Raw genomic sequence first — 18,441 nt, 5'->3', positions numbered from 1 at the left:
ACTGCAACGACACCTGGCGTTCAGATCGAACGGCTACGCAAGGTCCGAGTTTCGGCTGGCCCAAATCGCGCCGCGTTCGAACATCGTGCGCATTTGCGGCACGGCGAACTCATCGGCGGTGTGGCCGAGCGCGCTATAGAAGACGCGGCCCTTGCCGTAGCGGCGCTTCCAGACGACCGGCATGACGACGCCGGCGATGAAGTCGAGATGCTCGCCGGTAAACGTCGTTGTCGCCAGCACCGCGTTGGTCGGATCGACATGCATGTAATACTGCTCAGAACGGTAGGCGAAACTATCGATGCCTTGCACGATCGGATCGTCTGGCCTGGTGATATCGACGTGATAGTCGATGATGTTGCCGGGATGGGCGACCCACTGGCCGCCGGTCATGAACTGGTATTCCGGCTCGTTGCGGAAGCTGTCGCACATCGTGCCGTGAAAGCCCGCAAGGCCGGTGCCGGCCCCGACGGCGCTGGTCAGGTTTTGCAGCTCCGGCTTTTCGATCGTCGACATGGTGATCACCGGGACAATGAGATCGAGCTTGCCCAACTGCGGATCGGCAAGCGCCGAAGTCCCCTGTTCCAGCTGCACGTCGAAGCCGTTGCCGGCCAGCATCTCCTTGACGATTTCGGCGCTTCGGGCCGGGGTGTGACCTTCCCAGCCGCCCCAGAAAATCAATGCCGTCTTGCTCATCGCATTATTCCCTATTCCAGAATTCCGAAAGGCAGGTCGGCGCGCATCGGCGCCGGCCGGGCGCAGCCATATCTGAGGTCGATACGCTGCCCTATCTCTGCTGAAGAGATGATCGATTCCATGATTTCCAGGACATGGAGGGAAAGCTCGAGACTGGCGCGGTGTTGCCTGCCGGAGACGATCGCCTGCGCCATGTCGGCAAGGCCGAGGCCCCGGTAATTGCCGTCGCCATAGGAATGGATCTGATCGGCCACCTTCCAGTCGCCCTTGCGCTGGCTGGTCCTGATGTCGCCCTGGAACTGATTAGGATCGGAGACGATCATCGAGCCCGTGGTTCCGTAGAGTTCGATGTGATTGTGTTCATGCTTCCAGACGTCGAAGCTGGTGGTGATCGAAACCGCCGCCCCGTTCTCGAATGCGAGCAGGCCGGAAATATGGGTCGGCACCTCGACCTGGATGGTTTCGCCCTGGCGCGGTCCAGAACCGATGGTACGAGTGGCATAGGATGACTTCGCCTGCCCGGTCACCGACTTTACCGGGCCTAGGAGATTGACCAGGCAGGTCAGATAGTAAGGTCCCATGTCGAGCATCGGCCCACCGCCGGGCTGATAGTAGAAATCTGGATTGGGATGCCAGAGCTCGTGGCCGGGCACCTGCATGAAGGCAGAGCCGGCGACAATGCTTCCAACGGTGTCCTCATCGACCAGCCGCCGCGCCGTCTGGTGGGAGCCGCCAAGAAAGGTGTCGGGTGCGCAGCCAATACGCACGCCCTTTTCGCGTGCGGCCGCGACGAGCCGCTCCGCGTCGCTGAGCGTCGTTGCTAGCGGCTTCTCGGAGTAGACGTGCTTGCCTTGCCCGACAGCCTGCAAACCGACCGGCACGTGATGCTGCGGCGTGGTCAGGTTGAGCACGATCTCGACGCGGGGATCGGCTAACAGCGCCTCGATCGGCATGGCAGCCAGGCCGTAGGCCGCTGCCTTGGCCTCAGCTGCCGTCCGGTTGATGTCGGTGACGCCGACAATGTCGAGCACCGGGAATTGTGGCGACGCCTTCAGATAGGCGTCTGAAATGTTGCCGCAGCCAATGATGCCGACACCGATCCTCCGCATGGGCTTCTCCTCAAAAGGCGGCATTGATGAAACAGCAGAACTCGTTTGTCACCCCCTTTTCGGCCAGGCGATGTTGTCCCGTGAAAAGGATTTACCTCGAGAGCCTCAGAACCGCGGCCCGATCACAATCGCGCGCCTATGCGCGAGCCGCTTGCTTTCGAGGTCGAACGCCCGGTACTCAGCAACACTGCTTCATGTAGCTTGCTCGACATTCTTGATGCCGGCGTTGAGCACTGCACCGATTTTCACCGGTAGAAGGACGCACATGATCCGCCCACAAGGAACCATCGCACCGATCCTGACGCCGTTCGAAAACGACGGCCGCATTGCCCGCGACCTCTGGATATCACACGCCAAGTGGGTGCTGGATCAGGGAGCGCATTTCCTGTCGCCGTTCGGTACCACGGGCGAGGCGTTGTCCGTCTCGTTGCGCGAGCGCATGCAAGCGCTGGAGTGGCTGGTCGAGGCCGGCATTTCGCCAAGCCATCTGATGCCCGGCACCGGTGTCACAGCACTTGCCGAAACCGTCGAGCTGACGGCGCATGCGGTCGGTCTCGGCTGTGCCGGGGTGATGGTGCTGCCGTCGTTCTTCTATACGGCCGCCGGCGACAACGGACAGGCCCGCTACTACAGCGAGCTGATCGAACGGGTGGCGAACCCGGCGATGAGGATGATCCTCTACCACATCCCGCAGAATTCCGGCGTACCGGTGAGCCCGGCGCTGACCGCCCGGCTGAGCGAAGCGTTTCCCGATGTCGTGGTGGCCTACAAGGACAGTGCCGGTGACTGGAACAACACCGCGGCGGTCATTGCGGCAGCCCCAAAGGTCGCGGTGTTTCCGAGCTCGGAAGCACAGCTGACGAAAGGCCTCGCCAACGGTGCTGCGGGGTGCATCTCGGCGACGGTCAATCTGAATGCGGCAGCGATCCGGGCCCTCTATGACGCAACGCTGGCGGGAGAGGACATTACTGACGCGGAGGCCGGCATCAAGGCGTTCCGCAAAATCATCCAGGATGCCGGCCTCATCGCTGCGATGAAGGCGGTCCTGTCAGCACGATCGGGCGACAGGCGCTGGCTGAACCTGCGCGCGCCGCACGAGAATGCAACGCAGACCAGCGGCGAAGCTTTGCTCGCCGCTCTCGGCCCGCTAGCCGACCATATCGGCCGGAGCTGACTATCGGGCAGCGTTCAGGGCGGCAGCAGCGCGTATCAGCGCCTTGAACGCATTCTCATTTATAGCCTCGCCCTCACGGATATCGATGGCGCGCCTGGTGTTGCCTTCGAGGCTGGAGTTGAACAGGCCTGAAGGGTCCTGCAGCGAGGCGCCCTTTGCGAAGGTCACTTTCACGACGTTCTTGTAGGTCTCGCCAGTGCAGATTATTCCGGCGTGCGACCACACCGGAACGCCTCGCCACTTCCACTCCTCGACCACTTCCGGGTCGGCCTGCTTGACGAGAGCGCGGACATGCGAAAGCGTCTGGCCTCGCCAATCGCCCAGCTCGCTGATCCTCGCATCTATCAGCTGAGAGGGAGAGTTGCCTGCATTTCCTTCCATCGAGCCACTCTTCATCGTCATTGTCGCTTTCCCTAGGGTTGTTGCCGCTCGCCCGTCACATGAATACCGCTAGTCGGCACCTGGTTTGCGGGAATGACTGGCATTCCCACTCACATTCGCTCGCCCGGCAATTGGCTGGCTTGCTTCACCCAGGCGGCCAGTTGAGTTTCGTCCAGCTGGTCGTCCTGGCGGATATCGAGGTAGCGCACGTCCTTGTGCTTGGACTCGCCTGGAGGGACAGGATGCAGCGACGCGCCGCGGAAGAAAGCCAGCTTGATGTACTTTGTGAAGCAATGGAAGTTGAGGAACCAGCCTTGACCCTCTACGCCATAGAAGGGCGAGTTCCATTTGACGGCCTTGCGCACGTTGGGCACGCTGCGCACGATGAGCGCGTCGAGGCGGCGCCCGACGTCGCGTTTCCAGCCCGGCATGGCCGCGATGTAGGCTTGCACAGGGGCGTCGCCATCGGCCTTCGCTATCTGCGGGTTGCCGCCTGCGAGGAGGACCGGCTTGGCAGCGGCAGGGTTGGCGGCGGGCTTCTTCGCGACCGCCAATGACCTGATGGACGTCTTGTTGGCCATGCGTTCACTCCAATGCGCCGGTGCCCCCTGCGTTGCGCCACTTGGGAGCGTAAGGCAGCACGAACATGTACAGACCGGTAAGCAGGAGCAAGCCGAGCGGAAACAGCGGCAAAAGGTATACCCAGTAGGCGGGTTCCTTGCCTGCTCCCAGGCTGATGAAGATAGCGGCGACGACCGCCGCAAAGATAATCGACAGCCAGCGGTGGATCTGCCGAACCCATTTGTTCCAATCCATTGAGACCTCCTCTGAAGACGAACCGAAGCGGATCGGCGGCCCGTTTGGCGACTCCCGCCGGGCAGCCACGCCACTGAACGCGTGCCTTACCAGCGCGCCAGCTGGGTGATTTGAACGACATTGCCGCAGCCGTCGTTCAGCTGGGCGATGGTCGAGCCGGTTACTTCGGTCGGCGGCATGGTGAATTCGGCGCCGCGCGCTTTGATACGCTCGTAGTCGCTCTTGATGTTGTCGCTGAAGAACATGACCGCGGGCTGGCCCTGCTGGAACATGGCTTTCTGGTAGGTCTTTGCGGCCGGGTTGTCATTGAGCGCGAGTTGCAGCTCGGCACCGTCCGGCTCGTCGGGTGATGCGACGGTCAGCCAGCGAAACGGCCCATTGCTGAAATCGGCCTTCTTCGTAAAGCCGAGCGTTTCGGTGTAAAAGCCCAGAGCCTTTTCCTGGTCATCCACGTATACTTTGGTCAACTTGATCTTCATTGGCTTGCCTCCATTATCGCCCCGCCATCTGCCGCTCTGTAACAGAGCCCGTGCTTGAATAGCGCCCGCGGACCTCAGTCCGTCCGCGCCAGAACCTGCTCCAGATCGTCAAAGAACCTCGGCCAGCCGACTTTGGCACCCCGGAAGTAAGGCTGCTGATCCGGCCGGAAGCCCGACTGCTCCATGCGCAAGCGGACCCCGGTACTCGTGGGGGTGAGGGTCCAGGAGACGACACTCTTGAGATCCTTGGTATCCCACGTGTAAGTCAGCGTTCTGTTCGGCTCGACCGTCTGGACCTGACATTCGACGGAGCCCCAGGCTGCGTGAAGATTAAAACGGTGGTCCGCGACAGGCTTGAAGTCGTTTTTCATGAGCCACTCCTCGATCAAGTGTGGTTGCGTGAGCGCGCGCCAGATCTTCTCGGGCGGATAAGCGATCTCCCGTTCGACAACGACGGAGAGTGTTTCGGTCGACGTTCGGTTCACTGGTCCATCCTTTTGAGCAGGTCTTCGAGGTCGTCGAACCGGCTCTGCCAGAACCCGGTCATCTGGCTTGTCCAGTCGATCAGGGGGGCAAGCGCAGCAAGCTGCGCGCTATAGTGGGTCTGTCGTCCTGCATGGCGGTCGCGCACCAGCCCCGCCTGCCTCAAAACCCCGAGATGCTTCGACACGGCCGGTTGCGAGATCCCGGCCTGAGCCGTCAGAGCCCCGACCGTCTGCTCTCCTTCGCGACACAGTCGCTCAAAAATAGCGCGCCGAGTCGGATCGGCAAGCGTTCTGAAGAGTACATCGTGAGCGTTTGGCATTGGGATCGATAACCCTTCGGCTATTGATCGATGTATAACCATTGGGATATGTATTAGTCAAGCGGAAAGCGGCATAATTCTCGTTGCAGGAGCGATCACCTGCTTCGCTCACGCAGCCAGTTGCTCATTCGCCGTACTCTGCGCTGGAATCGTCAAGCGTGATGCGCTATATGACCATCTACATGGTCAGGAGCGTGACATGGACGTGGTCAATCTGGCGGACGCCAAGGCACATCTGAGCGAGCTCGTCGACCGGGTCGAGGCTGGAGACTCGATCGACATCACCCGGCGTGGCAAGCCGGTCGCCCGACTCACGGCCGTGGCCCGCCCCCGCAGGCGGATCGACGCCGTCCTGCTCCAATCCCTGACCGCAACCATGCCTCTGCAGGCTCAGGCCGCCGCCGATCTGGTGCGATCGATGCGAGATGGCGATCGCTATTGATGCTTTATCTCGACACTTCGCTGATCGTAGCAGCGCTATCCAACGAAGCCATGACCGCGCGCGTTCAGGGCTGGCTGGCGGAGCAGGACCCAGCGCAACTTGTGATCAGCGACTGGACCATCACCGAGATGTCCTCCGCCATGGCGATCAAGCTTCGGACCGGACAGATTGACCTGGAGCAGCGCGCAGCAGCGCTCGCGATGTTCAACAAGCTGGTCGCCGAGAGCTTCACCGTGCTGCCGGTGACGGGCGGGCATTTTCGGGTCGCCGCGAAATTCGCCGATCAGCATACGCTCGGGCTTCGTGCTGGCGACGCCCTGCACCTCGCGACGGCATCCGAGCATGGCGCCACGGTGCGAACCCTCGACCAGCGGCTCGCCGAGGCAGGGCCGATACTCGGCGTGCCGACGCAGTTGCTGGCATGATCAAGGCTCCTCCTTCAAATGCATATATCCCAAGTTGCCTTGATCTCGACCACTTCTGGATATACATTTCTCCTGGCGTATATCTAGGAGAGGAAGTGGCATGCAGGTCGCCAAATGGGGAAACAGTCTTGCGGTCCGCCTTCCCGCCGCTGTGGTCGAAGCGCTTGAACTCAGGGAAGGCGATGAGATCGAAATCCATGTCGCTGACGCCCGCCAGCTTGGCGTGGCGCGGAAGCCCGGGCGCGAGGAGTTGCTGAAGCGTCTCCGCGCCTTCCGTGGTCGGCTCCCCGCTGACTTCAAATTCGATCGGGACAAGGCGAATGCCCGTTAGTTTTTTTGATACTAATGTCCTACTTTATATCGCGTCAAGCGATACGGCGAAGGCTGATCGGGCCGAGGCGGCCATCGCTGCTGGCGGGGCGATCAGCGTGCAGGTTCTCAACGAACTCGCCAACGTCGCGCGTCGGAAGATGCAAATGTCATGGACCGACACGCATGCGCTGCTGACCACGCTGCGCGGCCTGTTGACGGTTCATCCGCTCACGCTCGAGACCCACGAAACAGGATTGAGGCTCGCCGAGCGGTACAGCCTTTCTACCTATGACGCGATGATCGCGTCCGCGGCGATTCACGCTGGCTGCGATACACTTTTGTCAGAGGATATGCAGCACGGAATGGCGCTCGGCGATGGCTTGCGCATCGTTAATCCCTTTCGCGTTGCGGGTTGATCTCGCTCATTGAAGGCGGCTTTCGGCCTTGCCGAGCGGCGTTTCAGGCACCGAGGGCGATGCTTCAACCACAAGCGTCGGCGCGGGCGAGGAGAAAGGCCGCTTCACGTACGTTGCGGGGTGAGCTTGGCCGCCGCCTCGAATTCGGCGCGGGCCTCGGCCAGCCGGCCGGCCCGAAACAGAAAGTCGCCCCTCGCTGCCGGCAATGGCGCATAGTTGCGCAGGGCGGCGGCGCCGGCAATCTCGTCTACCAGCCGCAGGCCCGCCTCAGGCCCGAAGGCCATGCTGTGGGCGACCGCTCGATTGAGATCGACCACCGGCGAGGGCATCACTGCTCGCAGCCGGTCGTAGAGCGCTGCGATGCGGGGCCAATCGGTATCGGCCGGACTGCGCGCCCGCGCATGGCAGACTGCAAGCGCGGCTTGTAACGCATAGGGGCCATCGCCCCCGAGAGCTTCGGCGCGGGCCAGCGCGTCAAGGCCTCGGCGGATCAGCAGTTGGTCCCAGCGTGCGCGGTTTTGCTCGGTCAGGGTCAAGAGGGCGCCGTCCGGCCCGATGCGTGCGGGCAGGCGCGATGCCTGGATTTCCATCAGAGCCAGCAGGCCGAACACTTCGGCATCCTCGGGCATCAGCCCCGCCAGCATACGGCCCAGCCGTTGTGCCTCCAGGCACAGGCCCGGCCGGACAAGGTCGTCGCCGGCCGTGGCAGCATAGCCTTCATTGAAGATGAGATAGATGACCTCCAGCACCGAGGACAGACGCGCCGCACGCTCGGCACCGCGCGGCACCTCAAAGCTGAGCCCGGCCTTTCCGATCGTCTTCTTTGCGCGGACGATGCGCTGGGCGATGGTCACCTCGCTCGACAGGAAAGCACGGGCGATCTCGTCCGTCGTCAGACCGCCGATGACACGCAGCGTGAGCGCCGCGCGGGCGTCGGCCGAAAGTACGGGGTGGCAGGCTGTGAAGATGAGGCCCAGCAGCTCGTCGCCAAGATCGTCGTTGATAGCCATTTCGATCACCTCGGCCGCGCCGTTGCACTCGCCGTCAAGCTCCCGCGCGATCTCCTCATGCTTGCGCCCGCGCATCTTGTCGCGACGGATCGCGTCGATGGCGCGGCGTTTGGCGGCCGTCATCAGCCAAGCGCCGGGATTGGCCGGCACGCCGGCCTTGGACCATTCGGACAGGGCTATGACCAGGGCGTCTTGCACCAGTTCCTCTGCAAGGTCGACATTGCGCACGAGGCGGACCAGACCCGCGATGAGTCGGGCCCGTTCAATGCGAAAAATCGCTTCGATCGCCTGGTGCGTCTCGCCTGCAGTCATGCTGCCTTGTCGGCCAAAGCCATAACGGAGGCAAGCAGATTGCGGCCGACAGTCTCGGTTGCCGCTGAGCTTCTCGCGCGTTCGGTCATGGATTTCCGTGACCTCCGGCATCAGATTTTCATTGCCAATCAGCCATCTCGTACAGCGGCCGGATTTCGATCTCGCTCGGTCCCGGCATGGGATTGGGGCAGCGCTTCACCCAGGCGACCGCCTCGTCCATATCCTTGACTTCCCAAAGCCAAAAGCCGGCGACCAGCTCGCGGGTCTCGGCGAAAGGCCCGTCGATGACGGTGCGGCGGGAACCATCAAACGCAACGCGCTTGCCCTGCGAGGAGGGCTTGAGGCCGTCGGCGTCGAGCAAGATGCCGGCATTGCGCAGCTCATCGTTAAATCTGCCCATCGCCTCCATCGCCTCCTTAGCCTCGGGCGTGGGGAGAAAGCCCTTTTCGCTGTCCTCGGTGGCCTTCACGAGCACCATCACACGCATCGTCTGTCTCCTTGTTTGAGCCGGCCTCATAGGCCGGCATCGGAACGACGAACGAAGTTTAGGAAATCGACATTGTCCTGCAAATTTTTTTCGACGGTTGAGGCGCGGGACGCCAATGGCCGCTTCCGGGTCAGGAATTGCGACGGTGCGATATTGAGATTGGGCGCTTGACGGGCGCCCGAGTCACAAGCTCGAACACGAGTTTCATGAATGCCTTGATCGGGCGAAGCTCCTGCTACCCTTCAGACGGCCGCGAATGAACCTGTGAACCGGCTTGTGATCGGCAATCCGTAGCGGCATCAGGCGTCATCCGGCTGAAACTCCGTCTTCCGAGACGATCCCCGCGCCCAGCCGCGTTCGTTGCGCTGCTCTTGGACCTGACACGCATGAGTGACCCGCCTAAACCATTTCGGGACGTTTTGAAGCCTCGCGGATCGCCTTGTGCACGCTGCGCTGCAAATCCATGAAAGCCGGGGTTTCCATGACCTCTTCCCGGCGCGGGCGCTCGATGTCGACATTGAAGGTCTGCATGATGCGTCCCGGGCCGATCCCCATCACAACGATGCGGTCCGACAGGTAGACCGCCTCTTCCACATCATGGGTGACGAAAAGCACGGTCAGCCTGTGCTCCTCCCAGATCTGCGTCAGGAGTTCCTGCATATGATGCCTGGTCAAGGCATCGAGCGCGCCAAAGGGCTCGTCCATCAGAAGCATTTTGGGTCGATAGGAAAGAGCACGCGCTATAGCCACACGTTGCTTCATGCCGCCCGAAAGCTCAGACGGATAGCGATTGGCGCTGTGCGGGAGCTTGACCAGATCGAGATGCTCGCGTGCTATCCTGCGGCAGGTCGCGCGATCATGACCCGCGGCCTTGAGCGCGAACTCGATATTCTGCTGCGCCGTCAGCCAGGGAAGCAGGGTGTAGGACTGGAAGACGACGCCGCGGTCGAGACCCGGCTGCAGGATCGGCGAGCCATCGATGGCAAGATCTCCTGCGTCGAAATCCTGCAGTCCGGCAACGATCGACAGCAGCGTGCTCTTGCCGCAACCCGACGTGCCTACCAGCGAGACGAACTCGTTGTCGGCAAGATCGAGATTGATATCGCGCAACACTTCCGTGCGCCGCGCGCCCGTGCCGAAGCTCTTGTGGAGACCTTTGATCCCCAATTTGGGCAAACTCATCGGCCCGGCCTCATTGCACGTGGCCCTCCTGCCGGAACAACACTTTTCCCAGTGCCTTCATGACCTGGTCGGTGATGAGACCAAGCACGCCCAGCAGCAGGATGTAGCCGATGATGGTGTTTGTCTGGAAATAGCGCTGGGACACGGTGATGCGGTAGCCGAGGCCTGATGTCGCCGCGACAAGTTCCGCCAACACCAGCCAGGTCCATGCCCAGCCGAGACTGATGCGCAGCGTATCCCAGATGCCTGGCAAGGCGCTGGGAACCACGATGCGCGTCAGGATCTTGCGATCCGGCAGGCCGAGCGTCCTGCCAAGGCCAATGAAATCAGCGGGAACCCGCTTCACATTGTCCATGATCATCAGCACCTGCTGGAAGAAGGTGCCGATGAAGATGATCAGGAACTTCTGCGCATCGCCCGTCCCGGACCACAGGATGGAGAGGGGCACGAACGCGACCACCGGCATGTAGCGGATGAAATCCACAAGCGGCTCGATCGCCGCTTCCCAGGTCCGGAAGCTGCCGATCAGCACGCCAATCGGAATCGCCAGGGCCGAGGCGATGAGGAAGCCAATGGAAATACGGTATATCGAGGTCCTGAGATCCAGCCACAGCGTGCCGTCACCCGCGAGCTTGCCGAGTTGGGTCACCACGCTTCCCGGCGAGGGCAGGAAAATCGGCTTTACCAGCCCCAGCCCCGTTGCCGCCCACCAGGCGAGGCCGAGGCCGGCAAAGACGGCCACCGCTATCATCAGGAAGCGCGAGCGTGCGATAGGCGCGCCGATCCCGGAGGATCGGCGACGGCGCATCGGCTGTTTGGTCACCGGCCCCGGTGCTGCGTGAGACGGGCTTGGCTTGGTCGCACGCTGCTCGGACATTTGCGTCACCACCGCGAGCCGGCCCTCGTCATTTCGCGGCCTTGACGAATGACGGGTCGATCATCTGCTCCGGCGTCACGTCCGCCTGAAGCAGCCCGGCGTTCTTGGCGGCCGCCTCGACATCGGCGAATGTCTTGGTGGAAAATTCGCCCGTCAGCGCATCCTTGTTTTCGGCGAGAGTATAGTAACGCACGCCATCAAAGGCGGTGTTGAGGTCTTCGACGCTCGAACCGACCGCCTTGGAGATGATCGCCCGGCCGTCGGGCGTGTCGGCGTTGTAGGCCTTCAGGGCCGCATCCCAGGTCTTGATCATGGCAAGCACCTGGCCGGGACGCGACTCGATCACCTCATCGCGCACCACGAACACGTCGCTGATCAGGCCGGGATCTTCGCCCGCGGTGAAGAGCAGCTTGACATCCTTGTTCTGCGCCCTGGCCGCGGTGAGATAGGGCTCATAGGTAACCGCGACCGGCACCTGGCCAGCGATCAACGCACTGCCGGCATCCGCCGCCGGCATCGGAACCGGCTGGACATCGGCGATGGACATGCCGTTCTTGGCCAGCGCGTATTTGAGCAGGATGTCGCTCGTCGTGCCTTCCTCGAAAGCGACCTGCTTTCCCTTGAGGTCAGCGACGGAGGCGATGTCCTTGCCGGCGATCATGGCGTCCGCCGTCATGCTGACGTCGAGCAGAAGCACGATCTTCACCGGCAGGCCGGCCGCAACCATGCCCATGGCCGTGTGGGTCGCGATATTGGCGGCATCGAGCTGGCCGCTGGCCAAGGCGGCGTTGATGTCCTTGTCCTCGGCGAAGTTCACGATCTGTACGTCGGACAGCCCGTTTGCCTTGAACAGACCCTTGGCTTCGGCGACGTGCCACTGGCCGTAGCCAAGCCATGGCTCGATGCCGATCTTGAATGTTCCTGCCTCAGGCGTCGCCGGAATGGTTGTATCGGCCGCGTAGGCCGCCGGGGCGAACCCGACGGCAGCAACCATAACGAGTGCCCGAAATTGTCCTGCTAGGTTACGCATCGTCTTGTTCCCCTTGATGATCAGGCCGCTTTTTTTGAACCAAACATCCGGCCTGGTGAGAATGCGGGCTTCTGCTCTTGCGGCACCGTGCCTCGGCATCTTAGCGTCAGTTCAACCGAAGTGCGACGACACTTCAACGTCAGCAACAGCGGATGTCAAGGCTAAATACATACATGCATATACAAGTCAGACCTCTCTGAATCGCTTCACTGCGATCAGGTTTTTTTGGACGGAGAATACCGACTGCCAAGCGAGTAGCGGCTTCCAACGTAAGTCAGCTTGCTGATCGTGGCAACGACGGCGCCCGTCCATGTCCGGCGATGCAGAAGCAGGCAGCAGCTGCCGGCATCGATGCCCAGATGCCGCGCCGTTTCGGCATCGGCAGGGGTCGCCGAAATGATATGCTCGACCTCCGTCACCGGGGTTTTCTGCATGAGATAGTCGTAGGTTGCTGTCCTGGAAAAATCCTGCTTGTCATAGTCGGGTATCAGGCCCGGGTTGACGAAGCGCTCTTCCAGTTGCACAGGCAGGTCGTTCTCGAAGTTGACGACAATGGAATGATAGATCGACGCGCGCTTTGCGAACTCGAACGAAAGCGCGAGTTCCTTTGTCGGCATGATCTCTTCGAGGACGATAACCGCGGAGCGATGCCTGTTTCCCCGCGCGACAATTTCCGCTGCGATGTTGTTGATTTCGATCAGTGCGGATTGCGGTCGAGGTGGCGCGATGAATGTGCCGACGCCCTGGAGCCGGATCAGAAAACCCGCAGAGGTCAACTCCCGCAAGGCACGATGGACCGTCATCCGAGACACGCCGAGTGTCGCCACGAATTCATTTTCGGACGGCAGCTTCCGATCCTTGCTCCATCGCCCCGTTCCGATGTTCGTCAGGATGTAGTCCTTGACCTTCTCGTAAAGAGGGCTGGCGGTGTCGGGCAAAGTGATCATTTCAAAAATCCTTTCCGGCAACGTTCGGAAATCACACGCGCCCGGCAGACCGCATCCGGATGATTGTTTTCAAGCTATCGCCCTGCCCCGCCAACAGCCGCTCATAGGCTGCGGGAACATCATCCAGACCGATCTCGCGGTCGATCAGTTCGACCATGGGCTCGGTCAATTCGCCGAGCATCCGGATGGCGTCGGGAAGCTCATCTGCAAAGGCGTGGCATCCCAGCAATGTGATTTCGCGTTCAACCAGGATGTTGGGATCGATATCGAGGCGCCCATGGAATATGCCGACCATCGCAACGGTGCCGCCGGCATCGAGAACGCCGAGCAGCTGGCTGAGTGCTGCGATACTGCCGGTCGCTTCGACGGCAGCGAGCAAGGGGGCATCCGCGGTCGCCGCGGCAATGGCGTCCCGGTTCAAGTCGACGATGCTGGCGTCTGTCACCCGCGCCACCCGGGCGCATCGGCCAGGGTTGCGATCGGCGACGAGCACGGTACCTGCGAAGGTTCGAGAGAGCAGCAGCGCGGCAAGACCGCCAATGGTGCCGCAGCCGACGACAAGAACGGAGCCGACCGTTTTCGGCAGACGCCGCACTGCATGCAACGCTACAGCCAGCGGCTCGGCCATCGCCGCGACCCGTTCGTCAAGCGCGGTATCGACGACGTGCAGCAGGCGTGCGGGCAGGACCGCTTGTTCGGCAAATCCGCCGTCGCATATTTCGCCAACAAAGCCCAGCGACGTGCAAAGATGCCGCCTGCCTGCATGGCATTGCGCGCACTCTCCGCACCAGAAGCGGGAATCGGCGACCACTCGGTCGCCAACAGCGACGGTATCCACGCCCTCGCCGATGGCGATCACCGTGCCTGTCAGTTCATGGCCTGCCGTCGAAGGCGACCGGCTTATCCACTGGCCCGTGCGGAAGTTGTGGAGATCGGAACCGCAGATGCCTGCGGCATCGACCCTCAGCTTCACCCAGCCCACCTCGGGAGCGCCTGGCGCGGCGATGTTCTCGACGCGCAAGTCGCCGGGTCCATGGAGTCGTGCCGCCCTCATCATCATCGTTTCCGCTCAGCCGGCGAGATAGCGATCGCGGATCTCCGAAACCGCGTTCTCGTGCGAGCTGAACCCTTCGTAACGGGCGAGCCTGCGGGCATGCAGTGCGAGTTCCGGATAGGCGGCCGAGGTCACATAGCCGACTGATGATCTCTTGACGAAATCCGTCACAGAAAGCGGTCCGAAGGTTCGCGCCCACCGGCTGGTCGGCAGCACCGCATTGGGCCCGAGGACGAAGTTGGCGAGGGTCACCGGGGTATGCGGCCCCATGAGGATCTCGGCGGCTTCTGTGATACGTCCGAGATGCGCAAATGGCTCCGTTGACAGAATCTCGAGATGCTCCGGCGCATAGTCGTTGATGAAGCGGTAGCTGTCCTCCAGCGATTCGGTCAGCACAATACCGCCGCGTTTTCCGGTGAGCACGGCGCGCGAGAACTCCACGCGCTGTTCGGTCATCCGGGACCAGTGTTCCGGTATCGCAATCAACGCGGCTTCGGCGACCTTGCGGCTGTGCGTCACCAGATAGGCGGACGAATCCGGCCCGTGCTCGGCCTCGATCAACAGGTCAAGAGCGGCCAGGCCGCCGTCGATGCTGTCATCGGCAAAGATGATCGCTTCGGACGGACCGGCGGGGAGACCCGTGTTGACGATCGGGGACAACACGCTCTTTGCCGCCACTACCCACGGGCTCCCCGGTCCGACGATCTTGACGGCGGGCTTCACAGTCTCGGTTCCATAGGCGACAGCGGCAACCGCATGGGCGCCGCCGCACTTGTACACGGTCTCCACGCCGGCGAGGCGGGCGGCAACCAGCGTCGCGGCATCGACGGAACCATCCGAAGTCGCAGGCGTCACGATCGCGATCTGCGGAACCCCGGCAATCACCGCCGGAACCGAGGTCATCATCGTCACCGAGGGGAAGGCGCCTTTGCCGCGCGGAACATAAAGCGCAACCGAAGCGATCGGTGTGTATCGGTCACCCGCATAGGCGCCAGGCCGAACTTCCTTGAGCCACATCGTCTCCGGGCGCTGCTCCTCGTGGAAATGCCTTATGTTCTCGATGCCAAACCGGATACTCTCCACGACATCCTTGTCGACCTTGTCGAATGCCGCATCGAACTCCGCTTCCGAAGCTTTCAGTCCACCGTCGGCAACATCGGCTTTGTCGAGCTCGCGCGCAAACCGGAGCAAGGCCGCGTCACCTTCATTCTTGACGGCCTGGATGATTGGACGGACCTTTTCGATGAAGGAAGACAGATCTCCTTCGGCGCGTTTAAGTAAATTGGCGCGCTGATCGACACTGAGGGATGACAGGCGGTGGAAGCTGACGTCAGACATGGCGGCTCCTTTTCTTAGTACGCAATCACGGTTAGCGCTTGTCGATCACTTCTGGGACACGTCTCCAGTCCCTGAAGCCTTCAAATCGATGCGAGAAAGCCTCCATCCACGGGAATGGACTGGCCCGTTATGTAGGCTGCCGCATCCGAAGCGAGGAACACCGCGATTCCGTGCAGGTCCGAGAGATCACCAAAACGGCGCTGCGGAATCTTGGCGAGCATCGATTGCTGCCATGCCTCGTTGCTGTAGAACACGTCTGTCATCGCTGTCCTGAAATAGCCAGGCGCGATGGCGTTGACCCGGATCCCGAGATCGGCCCACTCCGCCGCAAGCGCCCGCGTCATGCCGAGGAGGCCTGATTTCGACGAGCCGTAAGGCACCGCCGTGGGAATCCCGACCTCGGAGGTCAACGAGCAGAGATTGATAATGACGCCGGGCCGTCCGGCGTCTCTCATCTGCCGCGCGGCGGCTTGGGCGCAGAAGAAGGCGCCTTTGAGATTCGTATCGACAATCCTGTCCCACAAGGCCTCGTCGACATCGAGCGAGGGCCGGACCTCTTCCACACCCGCATTGTTGACGAGAATATCGAGACCTCCGAGCAGGCTGCCGGCCTCGGCTGTCGCCGCCCGGCATTGGTCGACATCGGTGACGTCCAGGGCGATGGCATGCGCGGCCCCGCCGGCAGTGCGGATGGCGGCCACCGTCTCCTCGAGCGAGGCCACGCTGCGCGCCGTGATCGCGACGTCGGCGCCGGCTGCGCTGAGCGCCTCGGCGATGCTGCGCCCGATGCCACGGCTTGCGCCGGTTACAAGCGCCTTCCTGCCTGACAGGTCGAAGAGAGATGCGTTGCGCATGTCATCCTCCTTGGTAATGTCGCGCTTGGACCGATCGCGTCGAGACTATCCGAATGCAGCTTATCTATACAAGCATGTACATCATGGCGGTAGTGCGCCATGCGGAACTTTGCTTGTCAGAGCGGCAGCGTATTGGCCGGCATCGGACGGGTCTGCGCGGTTCGCCGCAGCCCATCTGGAGTTCATCGGGAGGATAGATGAAGCGCGCAGTAGACCACGACGCGATGAGCGTGGTTGGTTATACCACCCCCTGGAGTGCCAAAGCAGGCCAGCAGATCAACCTCAGCCTGTCATGCGATCGGCCGATAAAGGCCACACGAATTTGCCGACTCGACAAGCCGGCTCCGGAATTTCTGGCCTGGCCCATCGAAGCGGTGGGTGAACCACGGCATCGGCATTTCGACCAAGGGTCGTTCCTGTTCGTGCGAGCCGGCGAACTGGCCAAAGTACAAGCCGTCCACGGCATTCGTTTTGAGCTGTTCCTCACGCGCAACGGAGGTGCGCGTACGATCCTGGAAGCAGGCGCCCTCAAGCTGCGCCTCCGCGACGGCGCATTTGCCCTGGAAATCGGCGGCGAAACCTTTGTCGAGAGGAAGGCGCCAACTGGTGTGTGGCTCACTGTCGAGTTGGATCTGCGGCAGGAGCAGCCGCGTCTGCGGATCAAATCGCATGATCTCCTCGCGCCTTACGAACTTCGTGAAGGTTTTGGCAGCCCTGCGCGGAACCTTCAAGCGCACGGCATCCATTTCGGCGCAAGTGCTACTCACCACGAACCTACCCTCAACGCGAAATTTGCCGCGATCCGGCTCGAGACACCGCAGGGGACCATTGCCTGGGATTTCCCGACGCTGTTACCAACGCAGCCGATCCTGTCGTCGGGCAGAGCAGATCCGCTGCTCCTCGATGTGATCAATCAGCCAGCCTTCTGCATGACTTCGGCACGCTGGGACGGATCGAGCTTCGAACCTCGCTTCGTGCCGTCGCACTACGACGCTATCCATTGCCACGACGACGACATCGGCCCGCTTGAGTGGCCGGCATCGCACTGCGTGACAATCCCTGAAAACGCACGCCCAGGCGTCTACGCGTTCCAGATCGAATGGGAGGATAGCTACGAACGCGTGGTGTTCTTCGTCACCTCATCACAGGTTTCGTCGCCGCTGTTGTATCTCGTGCCGACGGCCACCTATCTCGCTTATGCGGACGAATATCTCCCAGATCATCTTTATGAATGGAAAAGCGACGACCGGGGACATCGCTTCGCGGTCGCCAACAATCTGAAGTCTCTTTACGACTACCACTCCGACCTTAGCGGCGTTTCTATCTGCTCCTACAAAAAGCCGAAAGTGACGCTCAGGGACGATTACGATTATCCCCTCTGCGGCTGCCCACACAATTTGCCGGTCGATCTGCACTTCCTCCGATTCTGCCACGACAATGGAATCGTGTTTGACGTCATGACCGATCATGATTTGCACGAATGCGGTATAGACGGTCTGCGTGGACACCAAGCGGTCGTCACCGGCAGTCATCCCGAATATATGTCGATCGAGATGGAGCAGGCGCTGCGGCAGTTTGTGGCCGAAGGCGGCAGCATCGCCTATCTCGGCGGAAACGGCTTCGCCGCCACTGTGGCTTTCAAGGACGATCTGATGGAGCTGCGGCGCTCGCCGCTGGAGGCCGGCCGCACGTGGGACGGCCCGGTCGCCGAACAAGCGCTGTCGATCACCAACGAACCAGGCGGCTATCTCCGCTCCCGTGGCCGCGGCGAATTCTCGCTGATCGGTGGCGCGATCTCACTGATGGGATTCGAAGGCGCACGCCCCTTCACGCGCACTGACGAAAGCCATGAAGCAGGATGCGCATGGCTGTTCGAAGGCGTTGAAAATGCGACCTTCGGTTCGGACGGCATCGTGCTGGGCGGTGCCGCGGGCTACGAAGTGGATGCGACGGATCCAGCCCTCGGCACATCCGCGGACACCGTCGTGATCGCGCGTGCGACGGGATTTCCCGACAGCTTCTTCCAGGATCCGACGCGCTGGTGCGAGGGCGGGGATACGCAACGCATCGCCCGCCGCTGCGCCGAAATGACCCTGCGAAAGCTCGCAGCAGGCGGCTTGATCTTTTCGGCAAGCTCGGTTGCCTGGTGCGGCGCGCTGCCAGCCGCAGGCGCCATGAACGATGTCGGCAGGATCACGTTTAATCTGCTTAACCGCCTCGGCGCGACGAAAGGAGAACCCGGCCGAGAAAATCGATAAGCTGATTGGTCTCATTACGAGAAAGACCGCATCCTCAAGT

General features: G+C 61.8%; 23 protein-coding genes. 6 read left to right on the top strand and 17 right to left on the bottom strand.

From position 1 onward, the window contains the following. Positions 1-33: 33 nt before the first annotated feature. On the bottom strand, positions 34-693 hold the full coding sequence (locus NKH71_RS18025; RefSeq protein WP_352816952.1) for a ThuA domain-containing protein: 660 nt from the start codon (positions 691-693) through the stop codon (positions 34-36). Positions 694-704: 11 nt separating this feature from the next. Continuing rightward, positions 705-1,802 (bottom strand): Gfo/Idh/MocA family protein, encoded by a 1,098-nt coding sequence (locus NKH71_RS18020; protein ID WP_352792012.1) that lies wholly within the window; start codon positions 1,800-1,802, stop codon positions 705-707. A gap of 265 nt (positions 1,803-2,067) precedes the next feature. Between NKH71_RS18020 and NKH71_RS18015 the strand changes: the two genes are divergently transcribed. Further along, positions 2,068-2,976, top strand: a complete 909-nt coding sequence (locus NKH71_RS18015; protein WP_352590435.1) for a dihydrodipicolinate synthase family protein — start codon at positions 2,068-2,070, stop codon at positions 2,974-2,976. Here the strand turns inward: NKH71_RS18015 and NKH71_RS18010 are convergent, their stop codons facing one another. The 6 genes from NKH71_RS18010 to NKH71_RS17985 form a co-directional block, all read right to left on the bottom strand. Beyond that, positions 2,977-3,378 carry a DUF1801 domain-containing protein gene (locus NKH71_RS18010; protein ID WP_352482862.1) on the bottom strand — a complete coding sequence of 134 codons (402 nt, stop codon included), beginning with the start codon at positions 3,376-3,378 and terminating at the stop codon, positions 2,977-2,979. A gap of 89 nt (positions 3,379-3,467) precedes the next feature. Further along, entirely contained in the window at positions 3,468-3,938 is a 471-nt protein-coding gene (locus NKH71_RS18005; protein WP_023716564.1) for a DUF1801 domain-containing protein, read from the bottom strand. A 4-nt stretch (positions 3,939-3,942) separates the two neighbouring features. Beyond that, positions 3,943-4,173, bottom strand: a complete 231-nt coding sequence (locus NKH71_RS18000) for a hypothetical protein (protein ID WP_023716563.1) — start codon at positions 4,171-4,173, stop codon at positions 3,943-3,945. Positions 4,174-4,259: 86 nt separating this feature from the next. Then, on the bottom strand, positions 4,260-4,652 hold the full coding sequence (locus tag NKH71_RS17995; RefSeq protein ID WP_352482865.1) for a VOC family protein: 393 nt from the start codon (positions 4,650-4,652) through the stop codon (positions 4,260-4,262). 74 nt (positions 4,653-4,726) lie between these two features. Beyond that, positions 4,727-5,137, bottom strand: coding sequence for an SRPBCC family protein (locus NKH71_RS17990; RefSeq protein ID WP_352590440.1), 411 nt, complete (start codon positions 5,135-5,137; stop codon positions 4,727-4,729). Continuing rightward, complete coding sequence (locus NKH71_RS17985) at positions 5,134-5,457, bottom strand: ArsR/SmtB family transcription factor (RefSeq protein WP_023716560.1); 324 nt, start codon at positions 5,455-5,457, stop codon at positions 5,134-5,136. The genes NKH71_RS17990 and NKH71_RS17985 overlap by 4 nt, the downstream gene beginning before the upstream one ends. Before the next feature lie 199 nt (positions 5,458-5,656). Here NKH71_RS17985 and NKH71_RS17980 point away from each other — a divergent pair, with 199 nt between their 5' ends. The 4 genes from NKH71_RS17980 (at position 5,657) to NKH71_RS17965 (ending at position 7,052) form a co-directional block, all read left to right on the top strand. Next, positions 5,657-5,899, top strand: a complete 243-nt coding sequence (locus NKH71_RS17980) for a type II toxin-antitoxin system Phd/YefM family antitoxin (protein WP_352493885.1) — start codon at positions 5,657-5,659, stop codon at positions 5,897-5,899. Continuing rightward, positions 5,899-6,324: a type II toxin-antitoxin system VapC family toxin gene (locus NKH71_RS17975; RefSeq protein WP_352482869.1), complete on the top strand. Its 426-nt coding sequence runs from the start codon at positions 5,899-5,901 to the stop codon at positions 6,322-6,324. Before NKH71_RS17980 ends, NKH71_RS17975 begins: the two co-directional genes overlap by 1 nt. Before the next feature lie 100 nt (positions 6,325-6,424). Then, positions 6,425-6,655 (top strand): AbrB/MazE/SpoVT family DNA-binding domain-containing protein, encoded by a 231-nt coding sequence (locus NKH71_RS17970; RefSeq protein ID WP_023716557.1) that lies wholly within the window; start codon positions 6,425-6,427, stop codon positions 6,653-6,655. Further along, positions 6,645-7,052 (top strand): PIN domain-containing protein, encoded by a 408-nt coding sequence (locus NKH71_RS17965; RefSeq protein ID WP_352482870.1) that lies wholly within the window; start codon positions 6,645-6,647, stop codon positions 7,050-7,052. The genes NKH71_RS17970 and NKH71_RS17965 overlap by 11 nt, the downstream gene beginning before the upstream one ends. 104 nt (positions 7,053-7,156) lie before the next feature. Here NKH71_RS17965 and NKH71_RS17960 read toward each other — a convergent pair whose 3' ends face one another. From NKH71_RS17960 to NKH71_RS17920, 9 genes are all read right to left on the bottom strand, one after another. Next, entirely contained in the window at positions 7,157-8,374 is a 1,218-nt protein-coding gene (locus NKH71_RS17960; RefSeq protein ID WP_352895220.1) for an RNA polymerase sigma factor, read from the bottom strand. A gap of 118 nt (positions 8,375-8,492) precedes the next feature. Beyond that, positions 8,493-8,861 carry a YciI family protein gene (locus NKH71_RS17955; protein WP_352482873.1) on the bottom strand — a complete coding sequence of 123 codons (369 nt, stop codon included), beginning with the start codon at positions 8,859-8,861 and terminating at the stop codon, positions 8,493-8,495. Positions 8,862-9,260: 399 nt separating this feature from the next. Continuing rightward, entirely contained in the window at positions 9,261-10,043 is a 783-nt protein-coding gene (locus tag NKH71_RS17950; protein ID WP_352482875.1) for an ABC transporter ATP-binding protein, read from the bottom strand. A 10-nt stretch (positions 10,044-10,053) separates the two neighbouring features. Then, positions 10,054-10,851: an ABC transporter permease gene (locus NKH71_RS17945; protein WP_245278504.1), complete on the bottom strand. Its 798-nt coding sequence runs from the start codon at positions 10,849-10,851 to the stop codon at positions 10,054-10,056. A 97-nt stretch (positions 10,852-10,948) separates the two neighbouring features. After that, positions 10,949-11,950, bottom strand: coding sequence for an ABC transporter substrate-binding protein (locus NKH71_RS17940; RefSeq protein ID WP_352547393.1), 1,002 nt, complete (start codon positions 11,948-11,950; stop codon positions 10,949-10,951). Positions 11,951-12,165: 215 nt separating this feature from the next. After that, entirely contained in the window at positions 12,166-12,897 is a 732-nt protein-coding gene (gene hutC / locus NKH71_RS17935; protein ID WP_352547392.1) for a histidine utilization transcriptional repressor HutC, read from the bottom strand. 31 nt (positions 12,898-12,928) lie between these two features. After that, positions 12,929-13,951, bottom strand: a complete 1,023-nt coding sequence (locus tag NKH71_RS17930; protein ID WP_352895219.1) for a zinc-dependent alcohol dehydrogenase — start codon at positions 13,949-13,951, stop codon at positions 12,929-12,931. A 15-nt stretch (positions 13,952-13,966) separates the two neighbouring features. Beyond that, complete coding sequence (gene hisD / locus NKH71_RS17925) at positions 13,967-15,289, bottom strand: histidinol dehydrogenase (protein ID WP_352482878.1); 1,323 nt, start codon at positions 15,287-15,289, stop codon at positions 13,967-13,969. A gap of 80 nt (positions 15,290-15,369) precedes the next feature. Further along, on the bottom strand, positions 15,370-16,143 hold the full coding sequence (locus tag NKH71_RS17920; RefSeq protein ID WP_023716546.1) for an SDR family NAD(P)-dependent oxidoreductase: 774 nt from the start codon (positions 16,141-16,143) through the stop codon (positions 15,370-15,372). A 197-nt stretch (positions 16,144-16,340) separates the two neighbouring features. On the opposite strand from NKH71_RS17920, the gene NKH71_RS17915 reads away from it, so the two are divergent. Beyond that, positions 16,341-18,401: a N,N-dimethylformamidase beta subunit family domain-containing protein gene (locus NKH71_RS17915; protein WP_352590449.1), complete on the top strand. Its 2,061-nt coding sequence runs from the start codon at positions 16,341-16,343 to the stop codon at positions 18,399-18,401. Positions 18,402-18,441 lie beyond the last annotated feature (40 nt).

The organism is Mesorhizobium sp. M0983 (assembly GCF_040318975.1).
Classification (GTDB): Bacteria; Pseudomonadota; Alphaproteobacteria; order Rhizobiales; family Rhizobiaceae; genus Mesorhizobium.
The sequence above is the reverse complement of the archived record's forward strand: the minus strand, read 5'-3'. Positions and strand labels throughout refer to the sequence as shown.

What these genes read in the sequence shown, in the direction of transcription:
- NKH71_RS18025 (WP_352816952.1), bottom strand. Translation starts at nt 693, where the DNA reads ATGAGCAAGACGGCATTGATTTTCTGGGGCGGCTGGGAAGGTCACACC.
- NKH71_RS18020 (WP_352792012.1), bottom strand. Translation starts at nt 1,802, where the DNA reads ATGCGGAGGATCGGTGTCGGCATCATTGGCTGCGGCAACATTTCAGAC.
- NKH71_RS18015 (WP_352590435.1), top strand. Translation starts at nt 2,068, where the DNA reads ATGATCCGCCCACAAGGAACCATCGCACCGATCCTGACGCCGTTCGAA.
- NKH71_RS18010 (WP_352482862.1), bottom strand. Translation starts at nt 3,378, where the DNA reads ATGACGATGAAGAGTGGCTCGATGGAAGGAAATGCAGGCAACTCTCCC.
- NKH71_RS18005 (WP_023716564.1), bottom strand. Translation starts at nt 3,938, where the DNA reads ATGGCCAACAAGACGTCCATCAGGTCATTGGCGGTCGCGAAGAAGCCC.
- NKH71_RS18000 (WP_023716563.1), bottom strand. Translation starts at nt 4,173, where the DNA reads ATGGATTGGAACAAATGGGTTCGGCAGATCCACCGCTGGCTGTCGATT.
- NKH71_RS17995 (WP_352482865.1), bottom strand. Translation starts at nt 4,652, where the DNA reads ATGAAGATCAAGTTGACCAAAGTATACGTGGATGACCAGGAAAAGGCT.
- NKH71_RS17985 (WP_023716560.1), bottom strand. Translation starts at nt 5,457, where the DNA reads ATGCCAAACGCTCACGATGTACTCTTCAGAACGCTTGCCGATCCGACT.
- NKH71_RS17980 (WP_352493885.1), top strand. Translation starts at nt 5,657, where the DNA reads ATGGACGTGGTCAATCTGGCGGACGCCAAGGCACATCTGAGCGAGCTC.
- NKH71_RS17975 (WP_352482869.1), top strand. Translation starts at nt 5,899, where the DNA reads ATGCTTTATCTCGACACTTCGCTGATCGTAGCAGCGCTATCCAACGAA.
- NKH71_RS17970 (WP_023716557.1), top strand. Translation starts at nt 6,425, where the DNA reads ATGCAGGTCGCCAAATGGGGAAACAGTCTTGCGGTCCGCCTTCCCGCC.
- NKH71_RS17965 (WP_352482870.1), top strand. Translation starts at nt 6,645, where the DNA reads ATGCCCGTTAGTTTTTTTGATACTAATGTCCTACTTTATATCGCGTCA.
- NKH71_RS17960 (WP_352895220.1), bottom strand. Translation starts at nt 8,374, where the DNA reads ATGACTGCAGGCGAGACGCACCAGGCGATCGAAGCGATTTTTCGCATT.
- NKH71_RS17955 (WP_352482873.1), bottom strand. Translation starts at nt 8,861, where the DNA reads ATGCGTGTGATGGTGCTCGTGAAGGCCACCGAGGACAGCGAAAAGGGC.
- NKH71_RS17950 (WP_352482875.1), bottom strand. Translation starts at nt 10,043, where the DNA reads ATGAGTTTGCCCAAATTGGGGATCAAAGGTCTCCACAAGAGCTTCGGC.
- NKH71_RS17945 (WP_245278504.1), bottom strand. Translation starts at nt 10,851, where the DNA reads ATGCGCCGTCGCCGATCCTCCGGGATCGGCGCGCCTATCGCACGCTCG.
- NKH71_RS17940 (WP_352547393.1), bottom strand. Translation starts at nt 11,950, where the DNA reads ATGCGTAACCTAGCAGGACAATTTCGGGCACTCGTTATGGTTGCTGCC.
- hutC (WP_352547392.1), bottom strand. Translation starts at nt 12,897, where the DNA reads ATGATCACTTTGCCCGACACCGCCAGCCCTCTTTACGAGAAGGTCAAG.
- NKH71_RS17930 (WP_352895219.1), bottom strand. Translation starts at nt 13,951, where the DNA reads ATGAGGGCGGCACGACTCCATGGACCCGGCGACTTGCGCGTCGAGAAC.
- hisD (WP_352482878.1), bottom strand. Translation starts at nt 15,289, where the DNA reads ATGTCTGACGTCAGCTTCCACCGCCTGTCATCCCTCAGTGTCGATCAG.
- NKH71_RS17920 (WP_023716546.1), bottom strand. Translation starts at nt 16,143, where the DNA reads ATGCGCAACGCATCTCTCTTCGACCTGTCAGGCAGGAAGGCGCTTGTA.
- NKH71_RS17915 (WP_352590449.1), top strand. Translation starts at nt 16,341, where the DNA reads ATGAAGCGCGCAGTAGACCACGACGCGATGAGCGTGGTTGGTTATACC.